The organism is Paenibacillus sp. MAHUQ-45 (assembly GCF_058133325.1).
The window spans coordinates 48,948-64,183 of the sequence record NZ_JBYUPV010000006.1; the positions used below are offsets into that span (position 1 = coordinate 48,948).

The 15,236-nt window shown below is 46.8% G+C and carries 16 protein-coding genes; 13 read left to right on the top strand and 3 right to left on the bottom strand.

The features are described from left to right. Positions 1 to 19: 19 nt before the first annotated feature. The gene (locus AC3Y23_RS14680) at positions 20 to 301 is read right to left on the bottom strand and encodes an ArsR/SmtB family transcription factor (RefSeq protein WP_379200091.1); all 282 of its coding nucleotides are present in this window, start codon (positions 299 to 301) and stop codon (positions 20 to 22) included. A gap of 119 nt (positions 302 to 420) precedes the next feature. Here AC3Y23_RS14680 and AC3Y23_RS14685 point away from each other — a divergent pair, with 119 nt between their 5' ends. Then, positions 421 to 1,155: a DNA polymerase subunit beta gene (locus AC3Y23_RS14685; RefSeq protein WP_379200093.1), complete on the top strand. Its 735-nt coding sequence runs from the start codon at positions 421 to 423 to the stop codon at positions 1,153 to 1,155. A gap of 76 nt (positions 1,156 to 1,231) precedes the next feature. Here AC3Y23_RS14685 and AC3Y23_RS14690 read toward each other — a convergent pair whose 3' ends face one another. After that, positions 1,232 to 2,332 (bottom strand): MBL fold metallo-hydrolase, encoded by a 1,101-nt coding sequence (locus tag AC3Y23_RS14690; protein ID WP_379200095.1) that lies wholly within the window; start codon positions 2,330 to 2,332, stop codon positions 1,232 to 1,234. A gap of 314 nt (positions 2,333 to 2,646) precedes the next feature. Here AC3Y23_RS14690 and AC3Y23_RS14695 point away from each other — a divergent pair, with 314 nt between their 5' ends. The 3 genes from AC3Y23_RS14695 (at position 2,647) to AC3Y23_RS14705 (ending at position 3,963) form a co-directional block, all read left to right on the top strand. Beyond that, a complete protein-coding gene (locus AC3Y23_RS14695) occupies positions 2,647 to 3,144 on the top strand; it encodes an RNA polymerase sigma factor (protein WP_379200097.1) in 498 nt (165 codons plus the stop codon). Beyond that, positions 3,125 to 3,691: a hypothetical protein gene (locus AC3Y23_RS14700; protein WP_379200099.1), complete on the top strand. Its 567-nt coding sequence runs from the start codon at positions 3,125 to 3,127 to the stop codon at positions 3,689 to 3,691. Before AC3Y23_RS14695 ends, AC3Y23_RS14700 begins: the two co-directional genes overlap by 20 nt. 101 nt (positions 3,692 to 3,792) lie before the next feature. Next, positions 3,793 to 3,963: a hypothetical protein gene (locus tag AC3Y23_RS14705; protein ID WP_379200101.1), complete on the top strand. Its 171-nt coding sequence runs from the start codon at positions 3,793 to 3,795 to the stop codon at positions 3,961 to 3,963. 107 nt (positions 3,964 to 4,070) lie between these two features. Here the strand turns inward: AC3Y23_RS14705 and AC3Y23_RS14710 are convergent, their stop codons facing one another. Further along, positions 4,071 to 4,820: a YqjF family protein gene (locus tag AC3Y23_RS14710; protein WP_379200103.1), complete on the bottom strand. Its 750-nt coding sequence runs from the start codon at positions 4,818 to 4,820 to the stop codon at positions 4,071 to 4,073. Positions 4,821 to 5,004: 184 nt separating this feature from the next. Here AC3Y23_RS14710 and AC3Y23_RS14715 point away from each other — a divergent pair, with 184 nt between their 5' ends. From AC3Y23_RS14715 to AC3Y23_RS14755, 9 genes are all read left to right on the top strand, one after another. Beyond that, the gene (locus AC3Y23_RS14715) at positions 5,005 to 6,204 is read left to right on the top strand and encodes a cell wall-binding repeat-containing protein (protein ID WP_379200105.1); all 1,200 of its coding nucleotides are present in this window, start codon (positions 5,005 to 5,007) and stop codon (positions 6,202 to 6,204) included. 103 nt (positions 6,205 to 6,307) lie between these two features. Next, positions 6,308 to 6,505 (top strand): DUF2933 domain-containing protein, encoded by a 198-nt coding sequence (locus AC3Y23_RS14720; RefSeq protein ID WP_379200107.1) that lies wholly within the window; start codon positions 6,308 to 6,310, stop codon positions 6,503 to 6,505. A 29-nt stretch (positions 6,506 to 6,534) separates the two neighbouring features. After that, positions 6,535 to 6,795 carry a hypothetical protein gene (locus AC3Y23_RS14725; RefSeq protein ID WP_379200109.1) on the top strand — a complete coding sequence of 87 codons (261 nt, stop codon included), beginning with the start codon at positions 6,535 to 6,537 and terminating at the stop codon, positions 6,793 to 6,795. 217 nt (positions 6,796 to 7,012) lie between these two features. Continuing rightward, complete coding sequence (locus tag AC3Y23_RS14730; RefSeq protein WP_379200595.1) at positions 7,013 to 7,720, top strand: response regulator transcription factor; 708 nt, start codon at positions 7,013 to 7,015, stop codon at positions 7,718 to 7,720. After that, on the top strand, positions 7,717 to 9,135 hold the full coding sequence (locus AC3Y23_RS14735; RefSeq protein WP_379200111.1) for a sensor histidine kinase: 1,419 nt from the start codon (positions 7,717 to 7,719) through the stop codon (positions 9,133 to 9,135). The genes AC3Y23_RS14730 and AC3Y23_RS14735 overlap by 4 nt, the downstream gene beginning before the upstream one ends. Then, positions 9,122 to 9,322 carry a hypothetical protein gene (locus AC3Y23_RS14740; protein ID WP_379200113.1) on the top strand — a complete coding sequence of 67 codons (201 nt, stop codon included), beginning with the start codon at positions 9,122 to 9,124 and terminating at the stop codon, positions 9,320 to 9,322. Before AC3Y23_RS14735 ends, AC3Y23_RS14740 begins: the two co-directional genes overlap by 14 nt. Before the next feature lie 192 nt (positions 9,323 to 9,514). Next, a complete protein-coding gene (locus AC3Y23_RS14745; protein ID WP_379200115.1) occupies positions 9,515 to 11,533 on the top strand; it encodes a stalk domain-containing protein in 2,019 nt (672 codons plus the stop codon). Between the two features lie 171 nt (positions 11,534 to 11,704). After that, on the top strand, positions 11,705 to 12,715 hold the full coding sequence (locus AC3Y23_RS14750; protein WP_379200117.1) for a LacI family DNA-binding transcriptional regulator: 1,011 nt from the start codon (positions 11,705 to 11,707) through the stop codon (positions 12,713 to 12,715). A 12-nt stretch (positions 12,716 to 12,727) separates the two neighbouring features. Further along, positions 12,728 to 15,016: a helix-turn-helix domain-containing protein gene (locus AC3Y23_RS14755; protein ID WP_379200597.1), complete on the top strand. Its 2,289-nt coding sequence runs from the start codon at positions 12,728 to 12,730 to the stop codon at positions 15,014 to 15,016. Positions 15,017 to 15,236 lie beyond the last annotated feature (220 nt).

Sequence of the window (15,236 nt, forward strand, 5' to 3'; positions counted from 1 at the left end):
AATTGTATCTGAAAAAAATTTACACCAAGATATATGGCGCAAATTTCTCTGCAATTTCGTGATTAACACTGTAGTGAATAAACGGACCGCTCTTTCGTGACTGAATTAAGCCTGAATCCGTCAGTTGCTTTAGATGATGTGATAATGTTGAAGCTGCCACGGTTTCGAGTCCTTCGCCAATAGCAGTCACACATTGATTGCTTTCTTTTACCAGCATCAATGCGATTTTTAGTCGTGTAGGTTCACCTAAAGCCTTGTATACTTTAACAGCTTGTAGTAGTTCATTGTCAACTTGATCCATCCTGTTCTCCTTTCTCATCATCATTTCTATTATTCTATAAATATAGAAATGATATTAACATCTAATTTCTACAGTGTAAAGATAAAGATTTAATTTATAATGAATTATGGAGGTGCCTAATGGATTCTATTCGCTTGATCAAAAACGAAATTCATCGCAATTTAGTGATGGAAATATACGAGGAAATCATTCAGGATCACGAAGCTGTTGGCTTACTTCTTCAAGGTTCAGTAGCAAGGGGTGAATCCTACGAAACCTCTGATTTGGACATGTACATACTGTTGAAGGAAGGGTTAAGCAGACCCTTTCGCTCAGAATTCAGGCAAGGCATTTGTGTTGAACTTAAATATTCAGATTTCGCAATGGCGACCCGTAAATGTGAAAATGGACCTATGGGGATGTACAATTTCTTGGACTCAGTCATTCTCATTGATCACGAAGGGCAACTCCAACAACTTATAGAACGATCCAAACAACTTTACTCTGGGTATCAAACTCCTGTCACAGAAATGAAATCAATAAAATATTGGCTTGAGAGCACTCTGATTAAAATTAAAGCTGCTCAAATGGCAGAGGATGATTTAAAAGCTGCTTTTGTTGCCGGAACTACTTCATGGAAAATCCTCGAAGGGGTTTGGGCAGCCAATAATAAGCCGATGCCCCCCAATGGTTCAGTCTTGTTTCATCTGAAGGATCTGGAGGGATTATCCGATAATCTAAAGGGTTTAATTAAGAACCTTTTTGTTGGGGAGGTCAAGGAACGGATAGAATCCTCCATCCAAATTATTGAATGGATTATAGAAAGTTTAAATGATCTTATAATCGAGCGAACAAATAAGCCAGTCTCCTCCTAATAACCGCAGCCCCACTGTTAATCGTGTCTAACAACTGGGGCGCAGTTCACTAAAGGAAAGCTGGCTTTTTAACGTCTTATTCTATACTCTCCCACCAGCGCTCAATCTGCTGCTGATCCCTCCAAAGTTCCACCGGCTCGCCGATCATCGGCATAAGCAGATGAAAAGTTTTATCCTCACCGAGCTCAGATATTCTGCGGAAAGGCGTGTCCCAGCTATGGATGCTCAGGGCGAACTTGCCGGCATGAACCGGCAGCAGGCTTTTTGCACGCAGGTCTTTCGCGGCCTTCGGTACTTCATTAGGAAACATGTGGATATTTCTCCACTGCGTATTGTATTGCCCATTTTCCAGTATGACGAGATCAAACGGCCCATGCTGCTTACCAATTTCAGCAAAATGAGGCCCGTAGCCGCTGTCTCCGCTGTAAAATATTTTTTTAGCAGGTGTCTCTATTGCGAAGGATAGCCATAACGTCCGCTTCCGTTGCAAGCCGCGTCCCGAGTAGTGTCTCGCAGTGACACCATGCACAGTAAATCCATCACCCAAAGGGATCGTGTCTCCCCAATCCAGCTCTGTGATAACCTCAGCACTAAATCCCCAATGTTCCAAATATGAACCTACCCCCAAACCACAGACCACCTGCTTGATCTTTGGCCGCAGAGCCGTGAGCGTAGCATAATCGAGGTGATCCCAATGGTCATGGGAGATGAACAGATAATCGATAACCGGCAGATCGTCAGGGGAATAGTAATTGGTGCTAGGGAAGGCCTTCGATAAGGAGACGGGTGCACCTGATTGACTGAAGATCGGATCAAACAGCATATTTTTACGACCCGTCCTGATAAAAAACGAGGAATGGCCGAACCAAACCATCATTTCCTCATCGTCCCGAAGAGCATGGAGATCAGTCTTTTGTACAGGGATCTTCTGGAGTGGTTTGAGGCGCTCCTTTGTAAAGATTTTCTCCTTTATAACAGTATATAAGTTAGAGTTCTCACCATAGATTGGTGTGGTCAGTACGTTCTGGAACTTTCCATTCCGATAATGCGGAGACTGTTCAATCCGCGCAAGCCGGTTGCCAGAGGGCAGTTTTCCGAATGGGGCTTGATGCAAATACAGAAAGGCAATCAGGACGAGTATCAGAACTACGATAACAATCGTTAATAGAAGGGTCATCTTTTTTCACCCACAGTAGTTAAATTTGTGACTGCTATGTAAGCTGAACTTAAGAATTAGGCAAGCTGACTGGAGAATGCCCTGTAAATATCAGGACCTCATCAATCAGCAAGGTGCTATTCTTAAGTTCACTTTATGCATGTATTATGTCGTTATTGTATTGAAAATACACCCTATACGCTGAGCTTCCCGCCTTCTGGCCGGAGCTTTTTTTGTATTAATTTAGCAGCAACCGTTGCATCCTAAAAAAATATTAAACGTCATGAAAAATATCGCAGGGCTCAGTTGTATTTAAAGTGAAAGGAGGTGGTGAGGTGTACACTTCATTTGATATCAATGAATCGGTACGACGGGCCCTGGACTTATATTCTCAAAGCATGATTAAGATTGCGTTCACTTACCTGAAAAATGTAGCGGATGCAGAAGAGGTGGCACAAGAGGTGTTTCTGACCTATCTGCAAAAACGTCCAGCCTTTGAAAATAACGAGCATGAAAAGGCATGGCTTATTCGCACAACGATCAATAAAAGTAAAAACATGCTGAAAACCGGCTGGTTTAAAAGTAGAAATCCGGTCCCGGAGGATCTGAGCTACCTCCCAAAAGAAGAAAACGAGATCTTACAGGCCGTGCTGGCCTTGGATAAAAAATATCGTATCCCCATTCATCTGCACTATTACGAAGGCTATTCGATTCAGGAAATTGCCGAGATTATGGGAGCGAAGCCGGCTACTGTGGGCACATGGCTGGCACGTGGACGCCTTCTTTTAAAAGAAAAGATTGGAGGTCTGGAAGATGAAGAAATCAGTTTATAAATCAGCGATGTCTCATGTGAAAACAAGTGAAGATTTCCAAGAGGTAACGTATCAGAAGCTGTTATCAGAGATGGATAATACAAATAACACTAAAATAAATAATCCTGAGGAGCGGGTAAATATGCAAACTGCAAATAAGAGAACAGTAAGAGGTTGGGCGATTGGGGTCGCGGCATGTGCCGTATTAGCGGTGGGTACCTTTACAATGAGCCAGAGTGCACTTTTTAACACACAGACCCCATCGGCTGTGACTACCACTAAACCTCCAGTTAAAGGCAAAGCCGCAGTCAATATCGAGGGTGTAATCTCTGAGGTAAGCGCAGACGGTAAGAGCTTCAAGGTCGGCGATCTATGGGTGACGGTAACAGACGCAACGGAGCTGGGCATCAAAGGCCCAACTGCGGCGGAGCCATCTGAGGATTTACTGCAAAAGGAATTTAAAGTAGGCAATATCGTCTCCGGTTATACTTCTCAGGATGTCAGCACAGGTAAAGTGACGGCGGACAACATCTACAACAATATGGCTCCGCAGAAGGACGCTCAATAAAGCAGAACGCAGGATTTCTGCAGGCGCCGAATAGCACATTCTCTTAGGATAAAAGGCTCTCTCTTTCCCCATACTAACGTAAAGGGATGGAGGTGAATGTCATGCCTAAGAACAGCGCAGATCCGAAGTATGATCGAGCGAATAATCGCGCGGATAAGAAGCACAATCAGCAAAATCACGCTCATTTCACAGAGGAGCCTCAGACGTTGACCAACAATAAGGCTGAGGATTATGTTCCAAGTCTTAACCAGATCCCCAAAAATGAATCCTAAGCAAACACCAAGGCTGCTCTTCCGTCGCTATTTGACCGGAGGGCAGTCTTTTTCGTGTTGAATCATTAACAGGCTGAGTGGTTTATGCCATAAGAGGTTAGCGGCATTTATATTTTTTTGAGCGGCCAGAGTAGGACTTCAAGACGTTCTGTGTAGGTCAAAAATGAGGGCTCGGATTCATGTGCAAGCCCCAGGGCCTTAGTCGAAGTATGTTGGTCGAGCTGAAGCTTGGCTTCCTGTAGAGGCCATGGTTGATGGTGGATATCACCGACATATAGATTTCCCTTCGAACTGACTGCAAACAGGCAGTACCGTTCCGTTAGCCAGTGAAGCAGAGTTCCGGGTATAGCATGAACAGGTACGGACTGGGCCGCTGAGTAAACACCGTTAAATACGGCCTCTCCAAGTTTAGTCTGTCTTTTGCTAATGTAGCGGACACCATGCCCTTCGGATTGAAGCGTCATATCTGCATAGTTGTAAGGCAAGTAAGTGAGGACCCGGGCACCGGTAACAGCGGGCAGACTGGAAGCATCCATATTTAGAAAAAAGACGCCCGGCTTGCCATCTTTAATTACATAGGTACGAATATTAAGCTCCAGGAATGTATGAACAAAAGGAAGGGGAGGCAGCCCCCTCACGAGCAGTGGGTCCATCTGAAAAGGAACAACGCTAATCCATGGTCTCCCTTCCCATTGCTGCAGTTCTAGGCCCGGAGGAATGAACGGCGATACAGAAGCTTCGCTCACAGGCCAATGGGCGAACAAGACCTTATTCCAGCCTTGCTTCATCATCCACGGTCCTTTGGGCAAGGGGAAGGGGCGATGAGATGTGTGTTCAAGAATTTCTTGGTTGTTCAAGTTGTGCTGTCCTCCCAGGCGAGATGTGTTATCTATACAATCTCCATATTTAAACTTATAAATCATCCTGAGCAAAGATTGCTTTGCTCCCCCTATATACCCCGTCAACTACACAGTTTCTCCATACTTATTGGTTACAGTAATAACTAATAAAAATATGGTATCTAAAAATGGAGGGAATGTAATGAAAAAGATGATCGTCGTCGGCGTGTTAACGCTAGCGCTGGGCGCTACACTGGCCGGATGTCAAATCGGGAATAAGGCTGCTAATACTGATGCTGCTACTGCCAATCCAAAGGACGGAGCTACAGTGGCCATGCCATGGGTAGGCACGAAAAATACAACAAGAATTAACACCTCCGATCCTGCCGAAGCGGCGGCGCTGGTCTCGCGGACGCTCTGGGCAGCAAGAACCGATAGCAACACACCTTCGAGTGTAGTTCTGACAGATGTGGGCAATTGGCAGATTGCCGCCGTCAGTACAGATTTGATCCATCATCCGAGCAATGGACCTGTACTCTTTTTCAATAAAGAGACTGTTCCTGCAGTGACCTTGAACGAGCTGAAACGTTTGAATCCCAAAGGTGCGGAAGGAAATGAGGGAATTAAGCTTGTGATCGTAGGTCCTGTAACGGCTAGCGTGGAAGAACAGCTGAAGTCGCTGAATATGAAGATGGACAAGATTGAGGGGGACGAGCCGGCAGCTATAGCCCGGGCTATTGATGCTTATTATGAAAAAGTGTCAGGCAAGCTGCCCCAAGCCGTGATTATCGGCTCCATGGACAGTCCTGAATATACATTGCCTGCGGTGAACTGGATAGCCCATATGCCGGAACCGCTGTTATATGTGAAGAAAGAAGAGATTCCTGTGCCTACTGTGGAGGTGCTAAAGGAACGTGGCGGGAACGCAGCGATCTATATTTTGGGTCCTAAATCGGCGGTATCGGCTAAGGTCGAGGATGAGCTGAAGACGTACGGAACGGTTACCCGTATTTCGGGAGATGACCCGTACGAGAACGCTATTGCTTTTGCAAAGTTTAAGGATACAGGCAATGACTTTGGTTGGGGGATCACCACACCGGGACATAACTTCTCTTTCCTGACGTCAGATTCCCCTATGCTGGCGATTGCCGCCGCTCCGTTCAGCCATTTGGGCAAGCATGCTCCATTACTGTATGTAGATAAGAAGGCGATGCCGGACTCAGTCATGGAATATTTAATGGAGGTTCAGCCGAAGTTCCAGACATCGCCCGCAGAGGGGCCCTATAACCACGCCTGGTTAACTGGAAGCGAGGCTGGAATCTCTGAAAAAGTACAAAGTGAGATTGATGATATGCTGGAGATTTCTCCTGCGTCCGGGGGCAACCCTCATGCTGGGCATTAACGGTCACGGATCTCTTCCAATTTTCTAAGCCTTCCACATCAATTCTACACATCGTATCGGTACAATGAAGATATTAATCCGATTACCTGGGAGGTATTGCGCTATGGACTGGTCTTGGCTATTGCTGCTTGCGTGTCCTTTAATGATGATATTCATGATGTTCGGTATGCGTGGAGGACATGGACACGGACACGGGTCATCCAAACAACCTGCTGCCCAAGAATTCCAAGCAGAACTGCAAGAACTCAGAATACAAAATGAGAGGATGCAGAAGGAAATACAAGAGCTGAAACAGAGCTAAGACATTAAAGAACCGGGGAGGCTGCGACAATGAGTTGCTGTGGAAACCAGCCGGAGAAGAACCATGGGCCAGACCATAAGGAGTCTGATCCTAAGGCAAGTGGCAGACGGAATCTATTGATGAAGCTATGCTGTATTCTGCCAATGGTTGCAGTGGTGCTGATGATTGCTGCCAATGCTGTAAAAGGTGGTGGAGGAGCCAATTCGATATTAGTGTACAGCCTGCTCCTTCTCTGTCCGCTATCCCATCTGGTGTTGATGCCTTTATTGATGCGGAAGAAAAAGCATTGATATCTAAGATGTATTTCTCCGTAGTGACGACCGAGCCTTACGTTCGGATATTAAGTTCAGATTTAATAGCATCACGTAGCCGCAAGTCACTCATGCTTGCGGCTACGTGTCTAACTGACCAGACCAAGACATTGTGACGGAGCATGGCTTGCGCTACTATATAGTGAAGAGTAAGGCTCCGTATCTATCGATCATAAGAGCGAAGAAGGTGAACAACATGCCGAAGCTTCAGGTGCTGGTTGTGGATGATGAGTGGAATATGCGCAATCTGCTGCGCATTTATTTGATGAAAGAAGGCTTTGCGATTAAGGAGGCTTCGACTGGCCGGGAGGCCTTGTCCATGATCAAGAAGCATGATTTTGATATTATTCTGCTGGATGTAATGATGCCAGATATGGACGGCTGGCAAGTGTGCAAGGCTGTTCGGGAGCTGGGAACAATACCTGTTCTGATGCTCACAGCACGTTCGGAGACGAAGGACAAGATCCATGGTCTGGGCATTGGCGCAGACGATTATTTAACGAAGCCGTTCGAACCGGAAGAATTACTGGCGAGAATCTATTCTCTGATTCGCAGAGCGGCAATGGCTCAGGTCATCGAGCCTAAACAGCGGAGCATGGAGTTTCCGCAACTGTCGATCTGGCCGGAGGCTCGCGAGGTTCATATTCAGGAGACGGTAGTCGATTTTACGCAAAAAGAATTCGACCTGTTACTCTTGCTTGCCCAGAGCAGCCAACGTGCCTATACCCGCGAGGAACTGGTGGAAAGATTGTGGGGACATGACTACGAAGGGGAGAGCCGGGTGATTGATACCCATATCAAGAATATTCGTGAGAAGCTGCAAAAGGCGGGCATGGGTTACAACCCGATTCAAACCGTGTGGGGTGTCGGTTATAAGTTTCAGGTTCCGGGAGAGCAGGAATGAGGGGCAATCGTATTGGCTTTAAGCTGGGCGCGGTAATTATTACTGTATTTCTGGTCGTTATCTTGTTCCTGGCCTTTGCCATCGACAGAATGTTCACTAATTTTTATACTGCGGAAATGCGCCGGGAGACAGAGGATCTCACCTCCCACTTTGCACTGATGGCCAACACCACGGACACAACCTCTGAGCAGATGATGACGACCTTTGCGGAGTTTTCCAATGTAAGCATCTTTAATGTCCTGAGGGATGGGGAAGTGATTCTCCATTCTGGCGTACATGATTCAGAGGATAGCTCTTTCATCCATGCTTCTGATCTTATTCGTATTTTCGCTGGGAACAAAGTCAGCCTTATGCATGAGGACCCAGCAGGCAACCGATATTTTGTCTCTGGACAACCGATAACAAAAGGCGGCAGCATTACCTCCGCGCTTTATGTGATGAGCTCAACGGAGCAAATGGAGCAGTCACTGTCAGCGGTGCGGAAGCTGCTGCTGCTCTCCGGCATGGGAGCGTTCCTGCTTGCACTCGGGATTACATGGATTGTCGCGCAAGTGCTCTCCCGTCCGCTTCTGCAAATGCAGAAGGCCACACGCAAGATTGCTGTTGGCGAGCTGGAGACGCGGCTGGACATCAGGAGCAAGGATGAGATCGGCAGCCTGGCGGGAGCCATAAATGATCTGGCGGTGGATCTCCAGCGGTACAGGGACACCCGGCAGGAGCTTTTTTCGAATATATCCCATGAACTGCGGACACCAATCACCTATCTGGAGGGCTATACGAAGGTCATCAAGGATGAGTTGTATGAGACGGAGGAAGAAAAAAACCTGTATCTCGATATCATTTTCCAGGAGGCAGTACGACTTCAGCATCTGGTAGATGATGTATTTGACCTCGCCAAGATGGAGGAAGGACAAATTGTTCTGGACTTGCAGTGGCTTGATATATCGGAGCTGTTGGAACAGGTGGTTAGCAAGGTGAGGCTGAAAGCCAGAGATAAGGGACTGGAGTTAACCGTCTCTTACTCGGGGCATGCTGTGCCGGTCCAAGCAGACGGGAAAAGAATGGAGCAGATCATTCTGAATCTGCTGGAGAATGCTGTCCGCTATACAGAGCGGGGCGGGGTGAAGATACAGCTGCTGTATGAGGCTGACAGGGTGACCCTTGTAGTGAAAGATACCGGGATAGGGATTCCGGAGGAAGAACTGCCCTATATCTTCGAGCGCTTTTACAGGGTGGAGAAGTCCCGTTCCCGTGAATATGGGGGTACTGGCTTAGGACTGTCCATTGTGAAGAAGCTGATCGAGCTGCAGAATGGAAAAATTACTGTTACCAGTAAAGCAGGCACAGGGTCCCGTTTTGAAATCCAGCTTCCACTGCGACCAGAGAGCGGGGAGGCACATCGTGAAGAAAAGTGAATGGCTGTTGGCGCTCTTCCTGATGGGCATGGGTATGCTATGTATGACACTGTCGGCAGTCTCCTTCCGTAGTGCCTCACTGTGGCGGCTGGGGAGTTATGTACGGATGTTCCTGCTTTGTGCAGTCATTCCTGGCGTTATTTTGTTTCTGGTCGTTAGATGGATACGCAGCGGGCGTGGGCATTAATCCTCTATTCAAAAAAAGACTTCGAACCCGTTCGAAGTCTTTTTTGCTGCTATATAAGTCTTTATAACTAGGAATGATTTCCTATAAAAGTAACGTTTATTATGGTAAAGTTAGGATTATATATGATTTCCTGTGATGGAATATTATTCAGGATGTAGATTATTAATCATCAAGAAAATGGAGTGAGATAAGGTGAAATTTAGGAAAACTATACAACTGGTTATGGCTATTATCCTGCTGTTCGGAAGTTTGAGTCTTTGGGCCGGTGGTGCTAAGGCTAAGGCGAACGATATTATTTCAGAATTTAGAAAAGGATACGAAATTATCAATATTCTGAAGGATGGGGACGGGCAAACCCGTGAGTTCACGTATACAACGTATAATAAATTAACGGGTGATAATACGGAGATAAGGTTGTACCGCAACCAGGTAGAAATTGATCCTCAAAAGTATACTGTGGATTATGATCGTAATACCTTTACGTTTGATAAAGCCCCAGACGCGGGCGCTGAGCTTCATTTTACCTATAGCATCCATCCGACCTTTGAATGGGAAGAGGGGCTCTCTGGCTCAAACTACATTGGGAATGCTTTAGATGGAGCGGACGGATCAACGAAGGTTTTTAAATTAACCACAAATTATATCCTTAATTCCAATAAGAAAGTTAGCTTATACATAGACAGTACTAAGGTGCCGACCTCGGAATTTACTTTCAATCTAGAAACTCAACGGATTACCCTTTCGGAGAAGCGTACGGCACCTAGTGCCAAGTCCAAGGTTTATTTTTATTTTCCTGTCACATCTATTGCGGGAACCAAGACGTCAAGCGGTGTTGCACAGGCCAATCCTTCGCTACCGCCAAATGGAATTGAATCACCAATTGAAACGGAGGCACCAGTTGTATGGGTTGAACCAGAATTCCATATCCCTAGCGGGGAGAGTTATCCGGGGCAAGTTATTCTGGGGAGTAACGGTAAAATTACTATAAATGTAACAACGGTGGTCATTCAACCAACATATACGACTTATCTTATCGTCAAAAATACGAGTAATGAGCTTGTTAGACAAGTTCGGGTGACTCCAGGAAAAACGACGACGTATACGCTTAACAAGCAGCTAGGTCTTACTACGGGCGGATATTATATTTATCTCAAAACCGTGAATCAATCTGGCGGTTTGGCGACATCGGTGCCGCAGTTTGTACCGATAAATCTTGAGTCGAAGATTCAGGTGTTCGTTGAAGGAAAAATGCAAGCTTATACGCAAGCGCCTGTAAATGTAAACGGAAATGTACTGGTACCTTTTCGGGCGATTTTCGAATCCCTAGGTGCCACGGTAAAATGGGATAGTGCTACTCAGACTGTCACGGCAACTAAAGAAGGAAAGACGATTGTTCTTAAGATCGGATCCACTACCGCATATGTAAATGGAGTACCCGTGACACTTAGTGCAGCTCCGCAGTTAATCAACGGCAGCACGATGGTGCCGATCCGATTCGTGAGCGAGGCGCTTGGCGGATTAGTAGAGTGGAGCAATAGCTCCAGCTCCGTGGTTGTTTTTCAGAATCCACCGTCTATTCCTACAACCGCCGAGAGCGAGAAGCCTGCCCAATCGGCAGCTACTAGTACATCACCAATCTTGCAAAAAATATCTCAAGGCATTACCGCACCTACGGATATTGTGTTCGTTATGGATGTGACAGGCAGCATGGGTGAAGTGATTGATTATGTCAAAGAGACGGTGAAGAAATTCGCTGATTCCGTTCCATCCGGTTCGAATTTCTCCATCGTAGCTTATCGGGACATTAATTATAGAAGCAAATATAAAGATTTGGAGTTCTTCCCGTTCACTAATAATAAGGATGTTCTAAAGACGAACCTTAGCAAGCTGGTAGCGGCTGGCGGAGGGGATGAGAACGAATCGGGACTGGAAGCCATCCATATGGCAACTCAGCAGCTGGCAGGACGTAAGAATGCAAAAAGGATTATTTTTATTACAGATGCCCCTGTGCATGATAAAAGCACTTCAACGGGAAAAACAAGCCTCTCTCTTAGTCAGATTGTAAATGAACTGAAGACGAACAAGATTACCTTAGATGCAATTGCTCCAACGAGCGGATTAGCCTATAAGCAAATTAGTCAGCTTGTAAATGCAGGCAAAGGAAAGAATTATGATATCAAGAAGGCTTCGGTAACCTTGTTGGAAAAATAAAATGAGTTAATGAAATGGGCGCAGGAAAGAGCCGCAGAAATGATCTGCGGCTCTTTTCTTCTATTACGGTCATATGTAGTCACAGGAATGGAAGAACATTGAAAATTTTATATTGAAATCGATTTCAATGATAATTATAATGGATTTAATAACCAATGAAAGCGTGATCATGTGAAAGACAGCAAAATCATAGATGTAGCGCAAAAAGCGAAAGTATCGCCCGCTACAGTATCCAGAGTGCTGAACGGAAGTTCGCTCGTGACGGAGAAGACGCAGAAAAGAGTACTTCAAGCCATCCAGGAATTGAACTACACGCCGAATGCGATGGGAAAACAGCTTCGGTCGCGCAGGACGATGACTCTGGGCGTAGTGGTGAGAGATATCAGGGTTTCCTATAATGCGGAAATTATTAAGGGCATCGAGAATATGGCGAATACTTTGGGATATAAGATCCTGATCTGTGACTCACAGAATGAGAAGGAGAAAGAGATAGAACTGCTGTCCTTATTGCAGAACCGCACAGTGGACGGCTTAATTCTTGTGACACCGCAGCTAAGTGACGAGGAGATAACCTCCCTTGCGGATGATGATTATACGATTGGATTAATTGGCCGCCGACTTGAGCATCCCGATATTCCTTGCTCTTTTACCGATAACAGGAGAATTGGCAGGGAGGTTGTAGAGCATCTGCTGGAAGCCGGACACCGCCGGATTGCGTTTCTCTGCGGGTATGCTGATGCGACGGACAGTATCGAACGGCTGGAGGGCTATAAGGAAGGACTTGCTGAGGCGGGATTGGCTTTCCTGCCTGAATGGGTAGACAATGGGAATTTCTCTGAGGATGCCGGGTATGACGCGTTTAAGCGGCTGTGGGCCAGAGGCGGGGATTTTACAGCTGTTTTCGCTGCCAACGACGAGATGGCGCTTGGCGTATACAAGGCATGTGCTGAGCTGGGAATTTCCATTCCAGAACGCATGGCTGTAGTCGGGGTAGACAATATTCGGATTACGAATTATGTGGAGCCGAGGCTTAGCTCTGTAGAGCAGCCCTTATATGAGATGGGGGCTGTGCTTGCAGAGAAGCTGATCGGGCAGATCAAGAGCGATGAAGGAACTGGGCTGCAGCTTATGCAAATTCGTTCAACACTGGTGATCAAAGGATCTTCGGGACAAGGGGGCTAGGTGGTGCTTAAGATGCTTCGCGGGAAGGACACAAGGTATTACGGAAAATTCTTTTCCGTGATGACGGTGACGATCTTTCTGACAATTTCTATTCTGTCGGGAATTCTGTATTTGAATTTTGAACGGATCGCATTGAATCAATCCTATGAGCAGACAATGGATAGCCTGGACCAGACTACGCAAGAGGTCTCAGTGATGACTTTGACCGCTTCGACCTTTGCGAAGCAGATACACAATGACCAGAATATATCTGCCTTGCTGAATTTCCCTAATGTGAGCGCCATGGAAATCTCCGATGCGGTCAAGCAAATGAACAATTACAGAGAAACCTCGCCCTTTATTGACTCCATTTATATTTATAATGCGGTGGCCCACACCTTCTATGTTAGCTCAGACATGAGTGTCCCTTCAGTCTTCAGTGAGGAAGAATTTTACGACCAGGATATGAAGGACATGCTGAAGCGCATTGGAGACTACGGGACGATGACACCGATTCCCCGCAAGCTGCGGATTGAGGGGCTGACCGGGAATATCGCCGAGAAAGAGCGCGATACGTATACCTTTTTACTGTATGACACGCTCGCCAAGCAGACTCCCCGCAATGCTGTAGTTGTCAATATCAAGGAAACCCAACTACACAAGCATATCGACGGTTCATTGACCAATGACGCCGCGAACACGTTCCTCATCGACAAACATGGCCTGATGGTCTCCAACAGTTGGACTACACCGATGCTGACCGATATGAAAGGCACACCTTATATTGACCGCATCCTGAACAGCGGCGAGCCTTCGGGTTATTTTCCCATGACGGTCGGCGGTATAAAATCGCTAGTGACCTATAGCGAGCCCGATAACCTAGGTTGGCGATACATCCGCATTGTGCCCTATACGTTGATTAGTGAGCGGATCGATAATATGCGCACCAAGACCTTCTATACAGCGGGCCTCATTCTGCTCGCCGGGCTAGCTCTTTCCTTTGTAGTATCAAAGCGTCTATTCGCGGGAATTAACAAGAAGCTATCCCGTCTTGTGAACCTTGAATCGGAACAGCGGGAGAGTCAGCAAGCGATGCGCTCTGAATATATGCGAGGCTTGCTAAATGGGTGTACTCCCAGTGATCCCCTGCGGGTCAAAGAAATGTTCTTGCGCTACGGGATCGGACTGGACCCGGAACACTCCTTGCGTGTGTTCTTGATTACAATAGATGATTATAGAGCTTTGGTAGATCAGTATCAGCCGGAGGACCGCAAGCTGCTGCGCTATGGCATCCTTAATATTGCGCATGAACTGCTGATTGGCGCCGGACTCTCGGCAGCAACTGCTGACCTGGGGGATAATCGTGCAGTGATCATCATTCAGCCGCTGGATGCCGAGGTCGATGATACGGAGACTTACAGGCGTTATGCGGGACTTATCCAAGAGGCCGTGACCCAGTATTTGAAGCTGTCTATCACAATATCGTCGAGCCTTAACGGAAGGGGTACCCAGTCCCTGTATACCTTGTTTGAGCAGGCGGTCGAAGCTTCCTTTAGCCGGGTCTTCAGTGGTTCGGGGAGTTATATCGATGCGGAGACGGTCGAGATGAACAAGACCCGGAGCTATGAATATCCGATTCACAAGGAAAAGCAGCTGATCGATGAATTAATGCTAGGCCGGATTCCAGAGGTTAAACGGCTGTTCGCCGACATCATCGGCGACACTGCCAACTATTCCTACATCTCATACCAACTGGCGATCTCCCATCTGACCTATGCGCTTCAGAATGCGATCCGCACAATACGGCAGCATTCTGCCGCTTCGGAAGAGCTTGCCGTTCCGTCGCTGGATCTCTACAATCACACACGGGTGGATACGATGGCAGAGCTTATGGAGCGGTATATGTCATTGTTCGATTTGCTGGAGAAGCATATGGACGAGAAGCGGAAGAACAGGCAGGATGATCTGCCGGGGCGCATCAAACGGATGATTAACGAACGCTATGGTGATCAGAATCTGTCGCTGGAGATGCTGGCAGATGAAATGGGCATGTCAGCCACTTATATCGGTCGTGTATTTAAGCAGCATACCTTCCAGACCATTCTTAGCTATATCCAGGAAGTGCGAATGAACAAAATCCGCGAGCTGCTGACACATAGCGATGATTGCATTGGCGATATCGCCGAATCAGCCGGTTTTACCAATAATCCGTATTTCTATAAAGCCTTTAAGAAGCACAACGGCGTAACACCAGCCGAATACCGGAGGAATAGCAGACAACAGAAGGAGGAAGAGGGTGGGGAGGGCGCGATTCTCGCATGAACCACTTCAGCAGCGCACTTAAGGAAGGCTCGGGCAGGTACCCGGCCTTCCTTTTTTATAGGGGCCTAAAAGTCTCAAACCCTTGATACGACTGGGGTGTAGCAGAAAAAAAGAGTGAGTTCGGAAAAGAGTAGTGCCCCTTTTTGCCGAAAAGTGAGTTACATCGGGTATGGTTAGTTGCTGCTTCCCCCGCAGTCTAATAGTATTGGCATTGCAGCCG